General features: G+C 60.9%; 13 protein-coding genes. 8 read left to right on the top strand and 5 right to left on the bottom strand.

Going from position 1 to position 14,270, the window contains the following annotated elements; all coding sequences use genetic code 11:
- Positions 1-62 precede the first annotated feature (62 nt).
- Positions 63-1,106 (bottom strand): LacI family DNA-binding transcriptional regulator, encoded by a 1,044-nt coding sequence (locus tag BM151_RS08665; RefSeq protein WP_218151347.1) that lies wholly within the window; start codon positions 1,104-1,106, stop codon positions 63-65.
- Between the two features lie 181 nt (positions 1,107-1,287).
- On the opposite strand from BM151_RS08665, the gene BM151_RS08660 reads away from it, so the two are divergent.
- From BM151_RS08660 to BM151_RS08625, 8 genes are read left to right on the top strand one after another with little or no spacing between them, the layout of a single operon-like run.
- Positions 1,288-2,229 (top strand): sugar phosphate isomerase/epimerase family protein, encoded by a 942-nt coding sequence (locus BM151_RS08660; RefSeq protein WP_090060031.1) that lies wholly within the window; start codon positions 1,288-1,290, stop codon positions 2,227-2,229.
- A gap of 45 nt (positions 2,230-2,274) precedes the next feature.
- Complete coding sequence (locus BM151_RS08655; protein WP_090060029.1) at positions 2,275-3,495, top strand: ABC transporter substrate-binding protein; 1,221 nt, start codon at positions 2,275-2,277, stop codon at positions 3,493-3,495.
- A gap of 58 nt (positions 3,496-3,553) precedes the next feature.
- Complete coding sequence (locus BM151_RS08650) at positions 3,554-4,444, top strand: carbohydrate ABC transporter permease (protein WP_090060028.1); 891 nt, start codon at positions 3,554-3,556, stop codon at positions 4,442-4,444.
- Positions 4,441-5,334, top strand: a complete 894-nt coding sequence (locus BM151_RS08645) for a carbohydrate ABC transporter permease (RefSeq protein WP_090060026.1) — start codon at positions 4,441-4,443, stop codon at positions 5,332-5,334. Before BM151_RS08650 ends, BM151_RS08645 begins: the two co-directional genes overlap by 4 nt.
- A 4-nt stretch (positions 5,335-5,338) precedes the next feature.
- The gene (locus tag BM151_RS08640) at positions 5,339-6,409 is read left to right on the top strand and encodes an ABC transporter ATP-binding protein (RefSeq protein WP_090060024.1); all 1,071 of its coding nucleotides are present in this window, start codon (positions 5,339-5,341) and stop codon (positions 6,407-6,409) included.
- Positions 6,410-6,444: 35 nt separating this feature from the next.
- Positions 6,445-8,100 (top strand): GMC oxidoreductase, encoded by a 1,656-nt coding sequence (locus tag BM151_RS08635; protein WP_090060023.1) that lies wholly within the window; start codon positions 6,445-6,447, stop codon positions 8,098-8,100.
- Between the two features lie 15 nt (positions 8,101-8,115).
- Entirely contained in the window at positions 8,116-9,174 is a 1,059-nt protein-coding gene (locus BM151_RS08630) for a sugar phosphate isomerase/epimerase family protein (protein WP_090060021.1), read from the top strand.
- Positions 9,171-10,301, top strand: a complete 1,131-nt coding sequence (locus BM151_RS08625; RefSeq protein WP_090060020.1) for a Gfo/Idh/MocA family protein — start codon at positions 9,171-9,173, stop codon at positions 10,299-10,301. Before BM151_RS08630 ends, BM151_RS08625 begins: the two co-directional genes overlap by 4 nt.
- A gap of 415 nt (positions 10,302-10,716) precedes the next feature.
- Here BM151_RS08625 and BM151_RS08620 read toward each other — a convergent pair whose 3' ends face one another.
- The 4 genes from BM151_RS08620 to BM151_RS08605 form a co-directional block, all read right to left on the bottom strand.
- Complete coding sequence (locus BM151_RS08620; RefSeq protein ID WP_090060018.1) at positions 10,717-11,661, bottom strand: ornithine cyclodeaminase family protein; 945 nt, start codon at positions 11,659-11,661, stop codon at positions 10,717-10,719.
- 10 nt (positions 11,662-11,671) lie between these two features.
- Positions 11,672-12,970, bottom strand: coding sequence for an FAD-dependent oxidoreductase (locus tag BM151_RS08615; RefSeq protein WP_090060017.1), 1,299 nt, complete (start codon positions 12,968-12,970; stop codon positions 11,672-11,674).
- Positions 12,970-13,590 (bottom strand): helix-turn-helix domain-containing protein, encoded by a 621-nt coding sequence (locus BM151_RS08610; RefSeq protein ID WP_090060015.1) that lies wholly within the window; start codon positions 13,588-13,590, stop codon positions 12,970-12,972. The genes BM151_RS08615 and BM151_RS08610 overlap by 1 nt, the downstream gene beginning before the upstream one ends.
- 199 nt (positions 13,591-13,789) lie before the next feature.
- Positions 13,790-14,143: a cyclophilin-like fold protein gene (locus tag BM151_RS08605; protein ID WP_090060141.1), complete on the bottom strand. Its 354-nt coding sequence runs from the start codon at positions 14,141-14,143 to the stop codon at positions 13,790-13,792.
- Positions 14,144-14,270 lie beyond the last annotated feature (127 nt).

The raw sequence follows: 14,270 nt of genomic DNA, 5'->3' as shown, positions 1-14,270 counted from the left end.
AGCTGTTCAGAGCAGCTAAGGATGCTCGACACTCGGGCTGCTGTTCATCGGAGCCACGCTCCTCAAGCGCTTTGACGCCGTACGATGGCACTATCAAGCTGTGTGACCATCGGCACATGCTCGCCGTCCAGCTGACGCGTTAACAATTCGGCGACTTTGGATCCTATCGCTTCGGCGGGTTGCGCGATCGTCGTCAACGACGGGTTGACGAAGGCACCAACCGCCGAGCCGTCGAACCCGACCACGCAGACATCTTCTGGCACACGAAGCCCCGATGTGGTCAATTTTGCAATAAATGAAAGAGCCGCATCGTCAGAACAACACATGACTGCGGTCGGGCGTTGCGCAAAATCGAGAAACATATCTGCAGCGTCCACACCGATTTGAAAGCCTTCTTGGTAGGGGCGCAAGCCTTGGGACTTTCGGAGTGAACCGGCTGGCAAATCTGCTTGAGCGATCCCCTGTCTAATCCCGTCCAACCTCACTCTTTCATGGTACATGCCTTGCGGACCGGCCACATAGAAAAACTGTCGGTGCCCTTGCTGAGCCAGAAGTTCGGTCATTTTCCCCATGACCTCGCTTTCATTGGTAATGACACTGGGAATGCCATGATGGCTCAGATCATGGAGCGCAGAGATAATGGGCAATCCTGTTTGCGTCAGGCTTTTTTGAGATGTTTGCGGAATTCCGGATGAAATGATGATCGCCCCGTCAACAGAGCCGTTCGACGCGAGGTTGACGATATGGGCCTCCGAGCTCTCGTCTCGATCTAGGTTGGCAATCAGAATATTGTAACCATGCGCCGCAAGAAAGCGGTCTATTCCCGCAAGAACAAGCGGGATCACCTGCGATGCGCCATGAAACAACTGGCCGGGCAGAACAATCATGATTGCTCCCGTGCGCCCTTTCCGCAGACTGCGCGCTGCGGCGTTGGGTGTATAGCCCAGAGTTTGCGCCGCTTCGAGAATGCGCTTGCGGGTCTTTTCATTGACGCGTCCGGGATTGGCCAGCGCGCGGCTCACGGTCGATACGGCAACACCAGCCGCGTCGGCGACCTGTTTCATGCTTGCTTGCCCCGTCGCCACGTCGGTCTTTTTTATCGCCATGAGTATCTCTCAATCGTGTCAGGCACTGTTTGCACAATAATATGGCAATCGTTTGCCATAATGTCGAGATTGGCAATCGATTGCCAAAAAGTTGTTTTCACGACGGCGATTCTGCAATACGAAAACTTTAATGGCAATCGTTTGCCAAAACGACACAACGCACACTCAGGACAAGGTAGATATGGTGCAGCCAAAGCTGAACTTCGGGGTTGATCTCGTCACCTTCCATCATCCGAAATTTTGGGGGGTCGAGGATTACGAGGGTATCACGCAAAAGGCAGAAGCCACGCCCGGGCTGTTTTGGGACACGATCCTGGACGCCGTGGCGGAGGCCGGCATTAAAGGGATCGAGTTGACCTTTGCACCTTTCGACTGGGAAGGTGCCGTAAATGCCTATGGAACGGCCGAAGCCTTTTCGGAAGCAATGACCTCGCGCGATTTGACGCTGTGCAGCGGCTTTTTTGTCGATCTGGCGAATTTTGCACCTGGCGATGACGAGACAGGCCTGACGGATCGCGCCGTGTCTTACGCCAAATTTCTGAGGGCAGGCGGGGCAGATATCATGGTGACCGGCTTGCCGATGCGGCAAACGCCGGCTCTGTCGGCCACGCAGCCCTATGATCTGGAAGCCGCACAGGCGCTGGCCGGGCTGGTGCATCGGATTGCCAAGGCCGTGGCCGAATGCGGGGTTCGGTTGGCGCTTCACACCGAGGCGCATTCCGTGTTCGCCGCCGCTCGCGATGTCGATCTGATGATGCTGCTGACCGATCCCGCCGATGTTCATATGTGCCCGGATACGGCGCACCTGATCCTCATGGGCGGAGACCCGATCCAGATCGTGGATCGTCATCATGAGCGCATGATCATCGCGCACTGGAAAGACGCCATCGGCCCGATGCCCGCAGACACGCCGATCGACGCCGATATTCACGACCGTCATAGACCGTATTTTTGCGGCTTTGGACTGGGGCGTGTGGACTGGCCCGCCTGGATGCGCCTGCTGAACACACGCGGCTATCAAGGCTGGGCCATCCTCGAACTCGACGCCGCACCGGATCCCGTCGGCGATCTGAAACGTGGCCTCACCTTCGTTCGGCAAGCTCTTTTGCCGATCACCTCATAACAAGACCAACATTCCAACCGAACAAAGACCAACAGGAGACACGACATGACATATTCTCCCCTGCTGCTGGCCGGCGCGGCCAGCCTGGCGCTCACCGCGCCCTTGAAGGCGCAGGATCTGACCGCCGAGGTCTTTTCCTCCTGGACCTCCGGCGGCGAGCTGAAAGCCTTGGATGCTATCAAGTCCGAATTCGAAGCTCGTGGCGGCACTTGGGAAAACGCCTCGGTTGCGGGTTTTGAGAATGCCAATGCGGCTTTCCAGAACCGGATCATGGCAGGCGATCCGCCGGCTGTGAAACAATTGATCGTCGGTCAGGACCCGCTCGAATTCATCGAAGCCGGTCTGATGACGCCGGTCACCGATGTCGCCGAAGCCGGCCACTGGGCAGATGTGATCCCGGCCTCGATTCTGGAGAGCATCACCTATGACGGTGAAATTTACCTCACGCCGGTCGGGATCCACGGCGAAAGCTGGATGTTCTATTCCATGCCCGCCTTCGAGAAGGCTGGCATCGACGGCGAACCGGAAAGCTGGGACGAATTCTTTGCCGATATGGATGCGCTGAAAGCTGCGGGGATCACCCCGATCGCATGGGGTGGCCAGTCCTGGCAGGAGGCCAAGGTGTTCAACATGGTCCTGCTCACGCAGGTCGGGCTTGACGGGTTCATGAAAATCTTCGTCGACAAGGATGCCGATGTCCTCTCGTCCGAGGGGGTGAAATCCACGCTCGAAATTGTCGCGAAAATGCGTGGCTATGTCGATGAAGGCGCACCGGGCCGTAACTGGAACGATGCCACGGCTATGGTGATCGAAGGCACCGCCGGGGTTCAGTTCATGGGGGACTGGGCGAAGGGCGAATTTACCAACGCCGGCTTGACCCCGGAGGTCGATTTCGGCTGTGCAATGGCCCCCTCGACCCCCGGCATGATCTACATCGGCGATGCTTTCGGTTATCCGAAACTGGAAGGCGCCGAAGCCGCTCAGAAACTGATGGCGGAAGTGGTGATGGACCCGAAAGTTCAGGTCGAATTCTCGCTCAACAAAGGCTCCATGCCGATCCGCACCGATGTTGACAAGAGCCAGTTTGATGTCTGTACGCAAAAAGGTCTGGCCATGCTCGAAGCTGGCACCATCGTGCCGGAGCACGCCATCACGATCACGCCGGAACAGGTTGGTCTGTTGACCGATTTCGTTGGCGAGTTCTTCAATACACCAGATGCGGACATTGACGAGGCGATGGAGCAATTCGCCGAGGTGTTCGAATAAGTTACCTCCCCTGCGGGGCCGCCTCTCCCCTGTGCGGCCCCGTATTTTGGAGATTTTCATGGCCAGACGACAAAAGAAATCCTTCATGCCCGCCCTTGCGATCCTGCCGACATGGCTGACGGTCGTGGTGGTCTATATCGGGGCGATGGTCTGGACACTGAACCTGTCCTTCACCAAGTCGAAATTGTTCCCCTCGGGCGCGTATGTCGGCTTCGATCAATACGAACGCCTGCTTGGCTCCTCGAAATGGATCAAGGCGGTCTCGAACCTCGCCACGTTCGGCGTGCTTTACGTTCTGGGCTGTCTCGTCATCGGCTTTTGCCTCGCGGCGGCCCTTGACCGCAAAGTGCGGTTCGAAAACGCCTTTCGCACTTTGTTTCTTTATCCCTATGCCATGTCCTTCGTGGTCACTGGCCTTGTCTGGCAATGGCTGATGAACCCGGTTCTGGGCGTGCAGGCGACCATGCAGGGGCTCGGTTGGGAGAGTTTCTCCTTCGATCTTCTGACCTCGCGCGACTATGCGATCTACGGTGTTGTCATTGCCGGTCTCTGGCAGGGCTCAGGTCTTGTCATGGTGATGATGCTTGCGGGCATGCGCGGGATCGATGTTGAACAATGGCGTGCCGCCCGGGTCGATGGCATTCCGGCCTGGCGTGTCTATGTCTCGATCATCCTGCCGCAACTCGGGCCGCCTCTGGCCGCGGTGGCCACGCTGCTCACCATGGGGGTGATCAAGACGTATGACCTTGTGATCGCCATCACCAACGGCGGGCCGGGAACGGCCACCGAGGTGCCCGCGAAGTTCATCATGGACAACCTGTTCCAGCGTCAGAACCTCGGGCTCGCCACCGCCGCCGCCATCATGCTCTTGATGAGCGTGGTGATCATCGTCGCGCCCTTCCGCTACGCAAGCTACATCCGCGCCAAGCGCAAGGCAGGTGTTCTGTGACCCGTTCAGCCGAGATCAATCCCCGCGGCGCCAAGCCGACCCGGATCACCGCCGGGCGTATCGGGCTCTATGCCTTTCTCATCTCGGCCGCGCTGTTCTTTACCGTGCCGCTCTACGTGATGATCGTCACCTCGCTCAAAACCATGCCGGAAATCCGCGCGGCGCGCATTTTCGCGCTGCCCGATCATCTCGATTTCTCCGCCTGGAAGGTCGCCTGGGCCGGGGCCTGTGCCGGGGCCGAATGTGCCGGCATCCGTGCCGGGTTCCTGAACTCCGTGCTGATCACCTTGCCCTCCGTTGTCATCTCCGTCCTGTTCGGGGCGATCAACGGGTATGCTTTGTCTTTCTGGCGCCCGCGCGGCGGCAATCTGATGTTCGGCCTGCTGATGGCGGGGGCGCTGGTGCCTTATCAGGTGTTTCTCTACCCGCTGGTGCGCGGCTTCGCGGCGCTTGGGCTTTACAATTCGCTCATCGGGATCGTCATCGTTCATGTGCTCTTTGGTCTGCCCTTGGTGACGCTGTTGTTCCGCAACTATTTCGTCACCATCCCCGAAGAACTGTTCAAAGCATCCCGTCTCGACGGGGCCGGGTTCTGGCGGATCTTCCTTGAGATCATGCTGCCGATGTCGGTGCCCATGCTGGTCGTCGCCGCAATGATGCAATTCACCGGCATCTGGAACGACTTTCTTTTGGGGCTGGTGTTCGCGGGGCGCGACAACCTGCCGATGACGGTGCAGCTCAACAACATCGTCAACACCACCACGGGCGAGCGCCTCTACAACGTCAATATGGCCGCCACGATCCTCACCGCTCTGGTCCCGCTCGCCATCTATTTCTTCTCCGGCCGCTGGTTTGTCCGCGGCATCGCCGCCGGCGCCGTCAAAGGATAATCGCATGCAAACCGCTGTCTCCATCAAGGATCTCAAGGTCAGCTACGGCCCGACCGTCGTGCTTCAGAACCTCAATCTCGACATTCGTCCGCGTGAGTTTCTTGTGCTCTTGGGCAGTTCCGGCTGCGGGAAATCCACGCTGCTGAACGCGATTGCGGGTCTCAACGATGTGAGTGATGGAGAGATCTGGATCGAGGGCAAAAACGTCACCTGGGCCGAGCCCAAGGATCGCGGCATAGGCATGGTGTTCCAGTCCTATGCGCTTTACCCGCGCATGACGGTGCGCAAGAACCTCGCTTTTGGCTTGCGGGTGGCGGGGCTGCCATCCGACGAGGTCAACACACGTGTCGCGCGGGCCGCCGATATGCTGCATCTCACGCCGCTCCTGGATCGCAAGCCTGCCGAACTCTCCGGTGGTCAGCGTCAGAGGGTGGCGATCGGGCGCGCTTTGGTGCGTGAAGTCGATGTGTTCCTCTTCGACGAACCCCTGTCGAACCTCGACGCGAAGCTGCGCAATGAGCTTCGGGTGGAGATCAAGAAGCTGCATCAGGACCTCGGCAACACGATGATCTATGTGACCCACGATCAGGTGGAGGCCATGACACTGGCCGACCGGATCGCGATCATGAAGGACGGGGTGATCCAGCAACTTGCGCCGCCGTCCGAGATTTACCACCGCCCTGCGAACCTGTTCGTCGCGGGCTTTATCGGTGCGCCGTCGATGAATTTTATCGAGGGGCGGGTCATCAAAACCGACGCAGGCTTTGACTTTGAAACCGGCGACACGCGCTTCTCGCTCGACGGCTATCACGGCGCCCCTGTCGAAGGCCCTGCCACTCTGGGGTTCCGTCCCGAGCATCTGTGCCTTGAGGGCATTTCCGGGCCCGAATTGAACGGCACGGTGGCGGTCGTGGAACCCATGGGCGCCGACACCGTGGTCTGGTTCGACTGGCACAAACAGAATTTCTCGTTGCGCCTGATGGGGGACAGCGGTTTTACCCCCGGCGCGGCCATCCAGGTTGGCATCGACCTCAGCAAAGCTTCCCTTTTCGGTGCCGACGGCACTGCTCTTTGAATTGCAGGGCCTTGATCGGCCCTATGGAGACTCTTATGACGCAAACTCGCTATGATGCGATTGTAATCGGCTCCGGGCCGACGGGCTCATTTGCCGTGAAGGAATTGACCGAAAAAGGGCTGAAGGTCCTTTTGCTGGAGGCCGGGCGTGAGGTTGGCCCCGAAGCGTTCGACCCGGCCCGAAAAAAGCCGCCGCAAAGCGATATCAACATCTGGGAACGGGCACGGGCGACCCTCAAGGGGCAACCGGTGCAGGCCCGCGCTGCGTTCTTTTCCGAAAAGCTCGCGCATCTCTTCGTCAATGACCGCAAGAATCCCTACAGCTCGGACAAGGACGCACCGTTTCTGTGGATCCGGGGTAAACAATCCGGGGGGCGTATTCATACTTTCGGGCGGGTGTTGCTGCGCTGGACCGATGACGATTTCAAACTGAAAAGCCGGACCGGGCAGGGGGCGGATTGGCCAATTTCCTATGACGATCTCAAAAGTTTCTACGCCGAGATCGAAACCTTCATGAAACTCTACGGCCAAGAGGACAATGTGCCGACCCTGCCGGATGGAGTCTATGCCCATGAGGCGCATCTGAACCCGGCCGAGACAATCTTCAAGGCCGACGTCGAAGCCAAATGGCCGGATCGCCGGATCACCACATGGCGCTACATCGCACCGGAACCGGAACGTACGCCCTCGCCCATTCGGGCCGCGCAGGCAACGGGCAACCTGACGGTGCGCTATAACAGCATTGTGCGCAAGATCGTCACGGATGCCGGAGCTGGGCGCGCGACAGGGGTCGAGGTTCTCGATGCCAAGACCGGAGCTGTCGAAACCGTTGCGGCATCCTCTGTGGTGCTCTGCGCCTCCGCCATCGAAACCGTGCGCTTGATGCTGATGTCCGCCCAGGCGGGACATCCGGAGGGCTTGGGCAATTCGTCGGGGGCGTTGGGCCGCTATTTCATGGATCAACTCCCCTGCCTAGCAGTCGGGGCCTATGAAAAATCCCAGGGCTGGTCCGTCGATCAGGCCGCCCCCGAAGATCCGTTTTACCCGCCCTCGGGCGGCATGTTCCTGCCGCGCGCCTTTACGCCGGAGGGAGAGGCCTCCACGCTGTTCGACTATCAGATGTCGGTGGGGCGTATGCCTGTGCCGGACGACACGCCCGCGCGGTTCTCGGCCTTTGGCTTTGGCCAGATGATGCCGGATGTTCAGAACCGGATCACGCTTGCACCGCACAAAAAGGATGCCTGGGGCCTGCCGGTGCCGCATCTGCGCTGCAAACTCTCCGAGGCGGACAAGGCGACACTCCGCGATCAGGTCGACACACTGGTCGATCTGGCAGAACACACCGGGATTGATCTCGAATTCATCGGCTCTCCGCTGGGCCTGCGCGAAATGGGGCGCGGGGCCTATCCGGATGTCGATCCGTTCAGCCGCTTCATGTTCCGCACATGGTTCAAACGCACGATGATCATGGGGGCTGCCATTCATGAAACCGGCGGTGCGCGCATGGGCGAAGACCGGGCAACCTCTGTTGTCGACCCGCTCAACCGCCTGTGGGATGCGCCGAACGTCGTGGTCGCGGATGCCTCGAGTTTCTGCACCAGCGGCGTCGCGGGCACCACGTTGACCTCGATGGCCCTTTGCGTGCGTGCCTGTCGTGCTTTGGCGGAAGATCTGGGTGCGGGGCGGCTCTGAGAAAGAGAGGCAGAGATGAAAACCATCAAGGGACCAGCGCTTTTTCTGGCGCAATTCGTCGGCGATCAGGCCCCGTTCAATTCGTGGGAAGAAATCACCCGATGGGCAGCAGGCTGTGGCTATATCGGGGTGCAGGTGCCCTCTGGCGAACCCTCTCTCATCGATCTGGACAAGGCGGCGACAAGCAAGACCTATTGCGACGACTGGCGTGGGCAGGCGGAAGAGAACGGCGTGCGCGTCACGGAACTGTCGTCGCATATTCAGGGGCAGCTTGTGGCCGTGCACCCGGCCTATGATCCCGCTTTCGACGGCTTCGCGCCTGCTGCACTGCGTGGCAACCCGAAAGCGCGTCAGATATGGGCGGTGGATCAGGTCAAAAAGACCCTGAGCGCCTCGGCCAATCTCGGGCTCACCGCGATGGCGAGCTTTTCTGGCGCTTTGGCATGGCCCTACCTCTACCCGTGGCCGCAGCGTCCGAGGGGGCTTGTCGAGGCGGCATTTGACGAATTGGCGGCGCGCTGGCGGCCTATCCTCGATCACGCCGAGGACTGCGGGGTGGATATCTGTTACGAGATTCACCCCGGCGAAGATCTGCATGATGGCGTGAGCTACGAGATGTTCCTCGATCGGGTCGATCATCATCCCCGTGCCTGTATGCTCTATGACCCGTCGCACTACGTGCTGCAATGCCTCGATTATCTCGACAACCTCGACATTTACCGCGACCGTATCCGCATGTTCCACGTCAAGGATGCCGAGTTCAATCCGACCGGACGTCAGGGCGTGTATGGCGGGTTTCAGCCTTGGCCGGACCGTGCAGGCCGTTTCCGCAGCCCGGGCGACGGGCAGGTGGATTTCAAGGCCGTGTTCTCCAAACTCACGGCCAATGATTTCGATGGCTGGGCCGTGGTGGAATGGGAATGCTGCCTCAAACATCCCGAGGATGGTGCCCGCGAAGGGGCTGAGTTCGTGCGCGACCATATCATTCGCGTCACGGAGCGCGCCTTTGACGATTTCGCGGCCTCCGGCGCGGATGACGCAGCCAACCGCAAGATGCTGGGGATTTCGCAATGACAAAAATCCGGCTGGGCATGGTTGGCGGCGGCAAGGACGCCTTTATCGGCGCGGTGCATCGCTATGCCGCGCGGCTTGATGGGGAGTTCGAACTGGTCGCGGGGGCGCTGTCCTCGACACCTAAGAAAGCGCGGGACAGCGGTCTGGCACTGGGGCTTGATCCCACGCGGTGCTACGGCTCTTTCGATGAGATGGCAGAGCGTGAGGCCGCGCGGGCAGACGGGATCGAGGCGGTGGCCATCGTGACGCCGAACCATGTACATGGCGTGGCGGCGGCGGCCTTTCTGAGACGTGGCATCCACGTAATTTGCGACAAGCCGCTGACGGCCACGATGGAACAGGCACAGGAGCTGGCTCAGGTCGCAGACGACAGCGATGCGCTTTTCATCCTCACCCACAATTACACCGGCTATCCGATGATCCGTCAGGCCCGCGAGATGATCGCCCGTGGCGATCTCGGCAAAATCCGCGTGGTGCAGGTCGCGTATGCACAGGACTGGCTGGCTGATGATACGGGTGGCAAACAGGCCGACTGGCGCACCGATCCGGCACGGGCGGGGCTTGGCGGCGCCGTGGGTGACATCGGTAGCCATGCGCACAACCTTGCCTGTTTCGTGTCCGGGCTCAGGGTCGACAGCCTCGCTGCCGATTTACAAAGTTTCGTGCCGGGGCGCGCGGTCGATGACAATGCACATGTGATGTTGCGGTTTGAGGGCGGCGCCAGAGGAATGCTCTGGTGTTCTCAGGTCGCCGTGGGCAATGAAAATGCCCTGAGCCTCAAGGTCTACGGTGAAACCGGCGGGCTGGAATGGGCGCAAGAGGCGCCGAACGTGCTTTGGTTTACGCCTTTTGGTGCGCCAAAACAGCTTTTGACCCGATCTGGCGCAGGGGCGAGCGCCTCCGCCAATGCCGTAAGCCGCACGCCCGGCGGCCATCCCGAAGGCTATCTCGAAGCCTTCGCCAATATCTACACCGAGGCGGCCGTAGCAATACGGGCCGCGCAAAAGAAGCGTCAGATTTCAACGGTTCTCCCCGGCATGTCCGAGGGCCTCGCAGGCATGCAATTCATTGAGGTCTGCGTACGGTCATCCCTGAACGATGCAGCATGGACGAGGTTGGAGTATTGAGGTGACCGTCTTGGTCGAGAAATGAGAACTGCACAGAAATTTACCTCCGCTTCCGCTGTTGGGATGTTCCCGATCAGCTCGCTGGCAAGGTGAGACCGACGCCGCCGCCTCGCAGCCGGATCAGCTCTTCTCCTGCATGTTCCGCCGGAAAAGCCTCGTCGACATGATCCTACATGACCTCAGCAAAGGTCGGCTTTGTTGAAGGGGGCGAAGGGCGCTTGGGTGCCGCGCGACACCCAAGCGCCATTTGTAGACGAGCGATTTCGAAACGCGGCATTCTTTTGTGATGTCCTCGGTCGTCAGTTCGCCACTTTAATCTTTGCCCGAACAAATCGACTGAAGCCGGGCAGCCGGGCAGGGCGGCCACCGGCGTAGACGCTGGGATGATTTTCGGGCGGTGCGGGGCTTGTCCCCGTCAGCCCGCTTCTCTCTCGGCCCGCGCCGCGATGAACCGTGCGATCATCAGATCGAGATGCGCCCCGCCACCGTTCTTGAATATGGTGATCTCCTCCGCCTTTTGCCGGCCGCAAGCGGGGCTCTTGATGAGATCGTAAAGGTCGCCTCTGACCGCCTCGGCGGTGATCACGCCCGCTGCAATCGGGATTTTCAACTCGCCGATATGATCAATCGTCGTGTCCCGGCTGTCGACATAGAGGGAGCCGGTGGAGATCAGCGCATCATCCGCTTCGCGCATGTCGGCCTTGAAGGCGCCGATGAGGTCGACATGGGTCCCGGGCCTGACCCAATCCGCCTTCAGGATCGGGTCGCGGGCCATCGTCGCGGTCGAGATGATATCCGCCCGCGCCGCGGCAGCGGGGAGATCCGGTTCGGCCAGGACCTCGATCCCGTCGAGGTCGAATTCCTGTGCCAGGGCGTCGGCTTGCGCGGCACGGCGCGACCAGATGCCGATGCGTCTGAGCGAGGGCATAACGGCGCTATAGGCACGGATCAGGCTGCGGGCCACGGTGCCTGCCCCGACGATCAACAGGCTCTGGCTGTCGGGACGGGCCAGCAGGGTGGCGCCCAAGACGGAATCCGCAGCGGTCTTGAACTCAGTCACGAGACGGCTCTCGATAATCGCCTGGAGCTGGCCGTGTTCGGGTTCGAAGACGAACATCGCCCCTTGCACGCTCGGCAAGCCGGCCTGCGGGTTCCGGCCAAAGACGGTGACCGATTTCAGACCGTATCCGAGCCCTTCGATATAGGCCGCACGGCTCAGCAATGTGCCCTCCGGTGGCCCGAGAAATAGGTCGCCCACCTCGGCCTTCGGCAAGAGATGGCCAGCCCTCAGGGTTTCGACGGCCTCAGGCCATGTCAGGCGGGAGATTACATCGTCATAGGTGATCATCTGCGGGGTCATGTTCGATTTCCTATATCGCGTCGAGCCAAGGGGCGGTTGAGGAGACAGTGTCGATTTCGGTCTGGTCTCCGGTCAGGCGCGCGGCGAGAAGCTCGGCGCAGCCGGCGGCCATGGTCCAGCCAAGCTGACCGTGACCGGCATTGATCCAGAGGTTGTCGATTTTCCGGACCCGTCCCAGATAGGGCGGGCCTGCGGGTGTACTGGGCCGAAGCCCGGTCCAGAATTCTGCCCGGTCGAGATCGACGGCATCGCCGAATGTGCCGGCGACATAGTCCTGCAGCAGCTTTCTGCGCGCCTCGGGCAGGGAGGTGTCGTGCCCCGCAAATTCCGCGAGGGCGGTGACGCGCAACCGGCCGCCGTAGCTGGCGACGGCCATCAGCGCGGTTTCATCGATGAAGGGCAGGTGCGGAATGCGGGTGTCATCCAGGATCTTCCAGGTGCCCGAATAGCCTTTGACCGGGTAGATCTTTGGCCGGACCCCGAGGCTGCGGCTGAGCGTCGGGGTGTCAACCCCGGTTGCCAGCACCACGGCCTCGGCCTGAACCGGCCCCTGATCCGTCAGCACCGTATCGAGACGGGCGCCGTGTCGTTCGAACCCCGTCACGTTGACACCAAAGCGGAACGACACACCCGGCCTCTCGGCGAGCGCGGCGGCCACGCGCCGGGTGAAGGCGTGACAGTCGCCCACGGAATCCAGCGGGCTGAACAGGCCGCCGGCCAAGTGCATCGGCAACTGCGCCAAGGCCGGGTCCTTGCCACTCAGGGCCTCGGGGGGCAGCGCCTTCATGGCACGATCTTCTCCATGACCGTCCATCCCATGACTGCCATCTTTGCCAAGCGAAGCGGAATGGGCGGCGAACTGGGCCTGGTTTTGAAACAGGTACAGACCACCGTCGTGACGCAGCTCGGAGGGCAGGTCGAGATCGGCCTCGATCCGCTTTGTCAGCGCGCGGCTGTAACGGCTGAGCCTTTGCAGCTTGGCCGAATTGGCCGCATGGGCCCGGGCGCTGCAATTGCGGAGAAATTCCGCGCCCCATCGCCAGAGAGCGATATCCATCAGCCGTGTGATCGCGACGCCGGGCTCGCGCCCCGCAAGGGCCCGCAGGATCGATCCGCGCGCCGCGGGGCCGGCCCAGGCCTTGGCATGACCGACGGCGAGGATGCCGGCATTGGCGCGGCTGCACAGCTCGGCGGGGGCGGGCGCGCGGTCGATCACGGTCACGGAGCGGCCTCGTTTCGCCAGAGAATAGGCGGTCAGAACGCCGACGACCCCGGCGCCAATGACGACCACAGGCGGTTTCCCGGCCATCACCTGACCTCCTGCGAGTCGCAGATCCAGAGGACACGGGCCGGCGTGTCTCCCCCGACCGAGATCACGGCATGTCCCAGCCGGCTGTCAAAGGCCAGGCTGTCGCCCGCGTCCAGCAGGCGGGGCTTGTATTGCTCGATCCAGACTTCGACGCGGCCGCTCTGGACAACGATCTGCTCTTGCCCCGCGTGGGACTGAAGCGCGCCGAATTCGGCCATCGAGCGACAGAGAATATCCGCCCGGAACACCAGAAACGGTTTGGCCAGAATCTCGTCGCACAGCAGCTCAAAGCGATAATGCGGGGTTTCGACGATCCGACCCGCTCCGGCGCGCGTTGCGCTGGTCCAGCCGCTCAGCGCCACCCGGTCGCCATAGCCGATCAGATCACGGATGCCGATTTCAAAGCCTTCGCAGATTTTTGAAATGACATCATAGGTCGGAGACAGAAGACCGTTCTCGATCCGTGACAGGGTCGCCGCCGAAACCGAACAACGCGCTGCGGAGGCGGTCAGGGACATCCCGCGCGCCTGACGCAGAGCTTTCAGGTTGCGGCCGATATCCTCGGCGGGGTGCGCCTTCGGGATGCTGGCGCCGGTCGGTATCAGGTCGTTCTTGCGCATGACAGGCCTCTCTACATGTCTCCCCTTTTTTGCGTATTAGCATTCAATTTGCATATACGCAAAATTTTTCAGGACAGTCATGCAGGGCGGGGCTGGCCGGAGACCTTGCCATGCGGGCGAAGAGGGCCATGTCCCCTCGGTGCTTTGGGGCCGCGTTCATCGCAGCGCCGTCACGCCCGCGCGGGGGCGAGAGGCCGCTTCACTCCACGATTTCGATGCGAACCGGAAAGTCTCCGTCCTTGAGCAAGGCTGAAATCGACCCGTCAAAACGGCCCAGACGGACAAGCCCGCGTGAGCTCTGGAAGGGTTTGTAAAAGATCGCGAGATTGCCCCAGGGCGCGTAGAGAGTGATATCTCCCGTCTCCGGCTTGTAGCTCGCCGGTGCGCCCGTGGTGTCGAGCTTGCGCGGCAGATCTGCGATTTTTTCGGTCCCGTGATAATCCGAGAGGGTCAGCTCGAGAGGCAACATCGCGGCGAAGTCCCGTGCCGCGGGGCTGTCGTCAAGCGTTGCGAAGAGGCGCTCCGAGCCGAGAATGAATTGGATTTCCGTCATGGTGCTTCCTTTTCGAAACGTGTTGCCGCTCTCTTCAGCCGTGGCCGGCAGAGATAGGCCGAGCGAGCAGATGATGGCATGCCCCCAGATGAGAAATTTGCGCCGGTCCATTCAGTCGCTCCGATAA

Source organism: Celeribacter neptunius (assembly GCF_900113955.1).
Taxonomy (GTDB): Bacteria; Pseudomonadota; Alphaproteobacteria; order Rhodobacterales; family Rhodobacteraceae; genus Celeribacter; species Celeribacter neptunius.
This window is presented reverse-complemented; position numbering and strand designations above follow the sequence as displayed.

Coding starts and splice junctions, on each gene's coding strand:
- BM151_RS08665 (WP_218151347.1), bottom strand. CDS start 1,106: ATGGCGATAAAAAAGACCGACGTGGCGACGGGGCAAGCAAGCATGAAA.
- BM151_RS08660 (WP_090060031.1), top strand. CDS start 1,288: ATGGTGCAGCCAAAGCTGAACTTCGGGGTTGATCTCGTCACCTTCCAT.
- BM151_RS08655 (WP_090060029.1), top strand. CDS start 2,275: ATGACATATTCTCCCCTGCTGCTGGCCGGCGCGGCCAGCCTGGCGCTC.
- BM151_RS08650 (WP_090060028.1), top strand. CDS start 3,554: ATGGCCAGACGACAAAAGAAATCCTTCATGCCCGCCCTTGCGATCCTG.
- BM151_RS08640 (WP_090060024.1), top strand. CDS start 5,339: ATGCAAACCGCTGTCTCCATCAAGGATCTCAAGGTCAGCTACGGCCCG.
- BM151_RS08635 (WP_090060023.1), top strand. CDS start 6,445: ATGACGCAAACTCGCTATGATGCGATTGTAATCGGCTCCGGGCCGACG.
- BM151_RS08630 (WP_090060021.1), top strand. CDS start 8,116: ATGAAAACCATCAAGGGACCAGCGCTTTTTCTGGCGCAATTCGTCGGC.
- BM151_RS08625 (WP_090060020.1), top strand. CDS start 9,171: ATGACAAAAATCCGGCTGGGCATGGTTGGCGGCGGCAAGGACGCCTTT.
- BM151_RS08620 (WP_090060018.1), bottom strand. CDS start 11,661: ATGACCCCGCAGATGATCACCTATGACGATGTAATCTCCCGCCTGACA.
- BM151_RS08615 (WP_090060017.1), bottom strand. CDS start 12,970: ATGGCCGGGAAACCGCCTGTGGTCGTCATTGGCGCCGGGGTCGTCGGC.
- BM151_RS08610 (WP_090060015.1), bottom strand. CDS start 13,590: ATGCGCAAGAACGACCTGATACCGACCGGCGCCAGCATCCCGAAGGCG.
- BM151_RS08605 (WP_090060141.1), bottom strand. CDS start 14,143: ATGACGGAAATCCAATTCATTCTCGGCTCGGAGCGCCTCTTCGCAACG.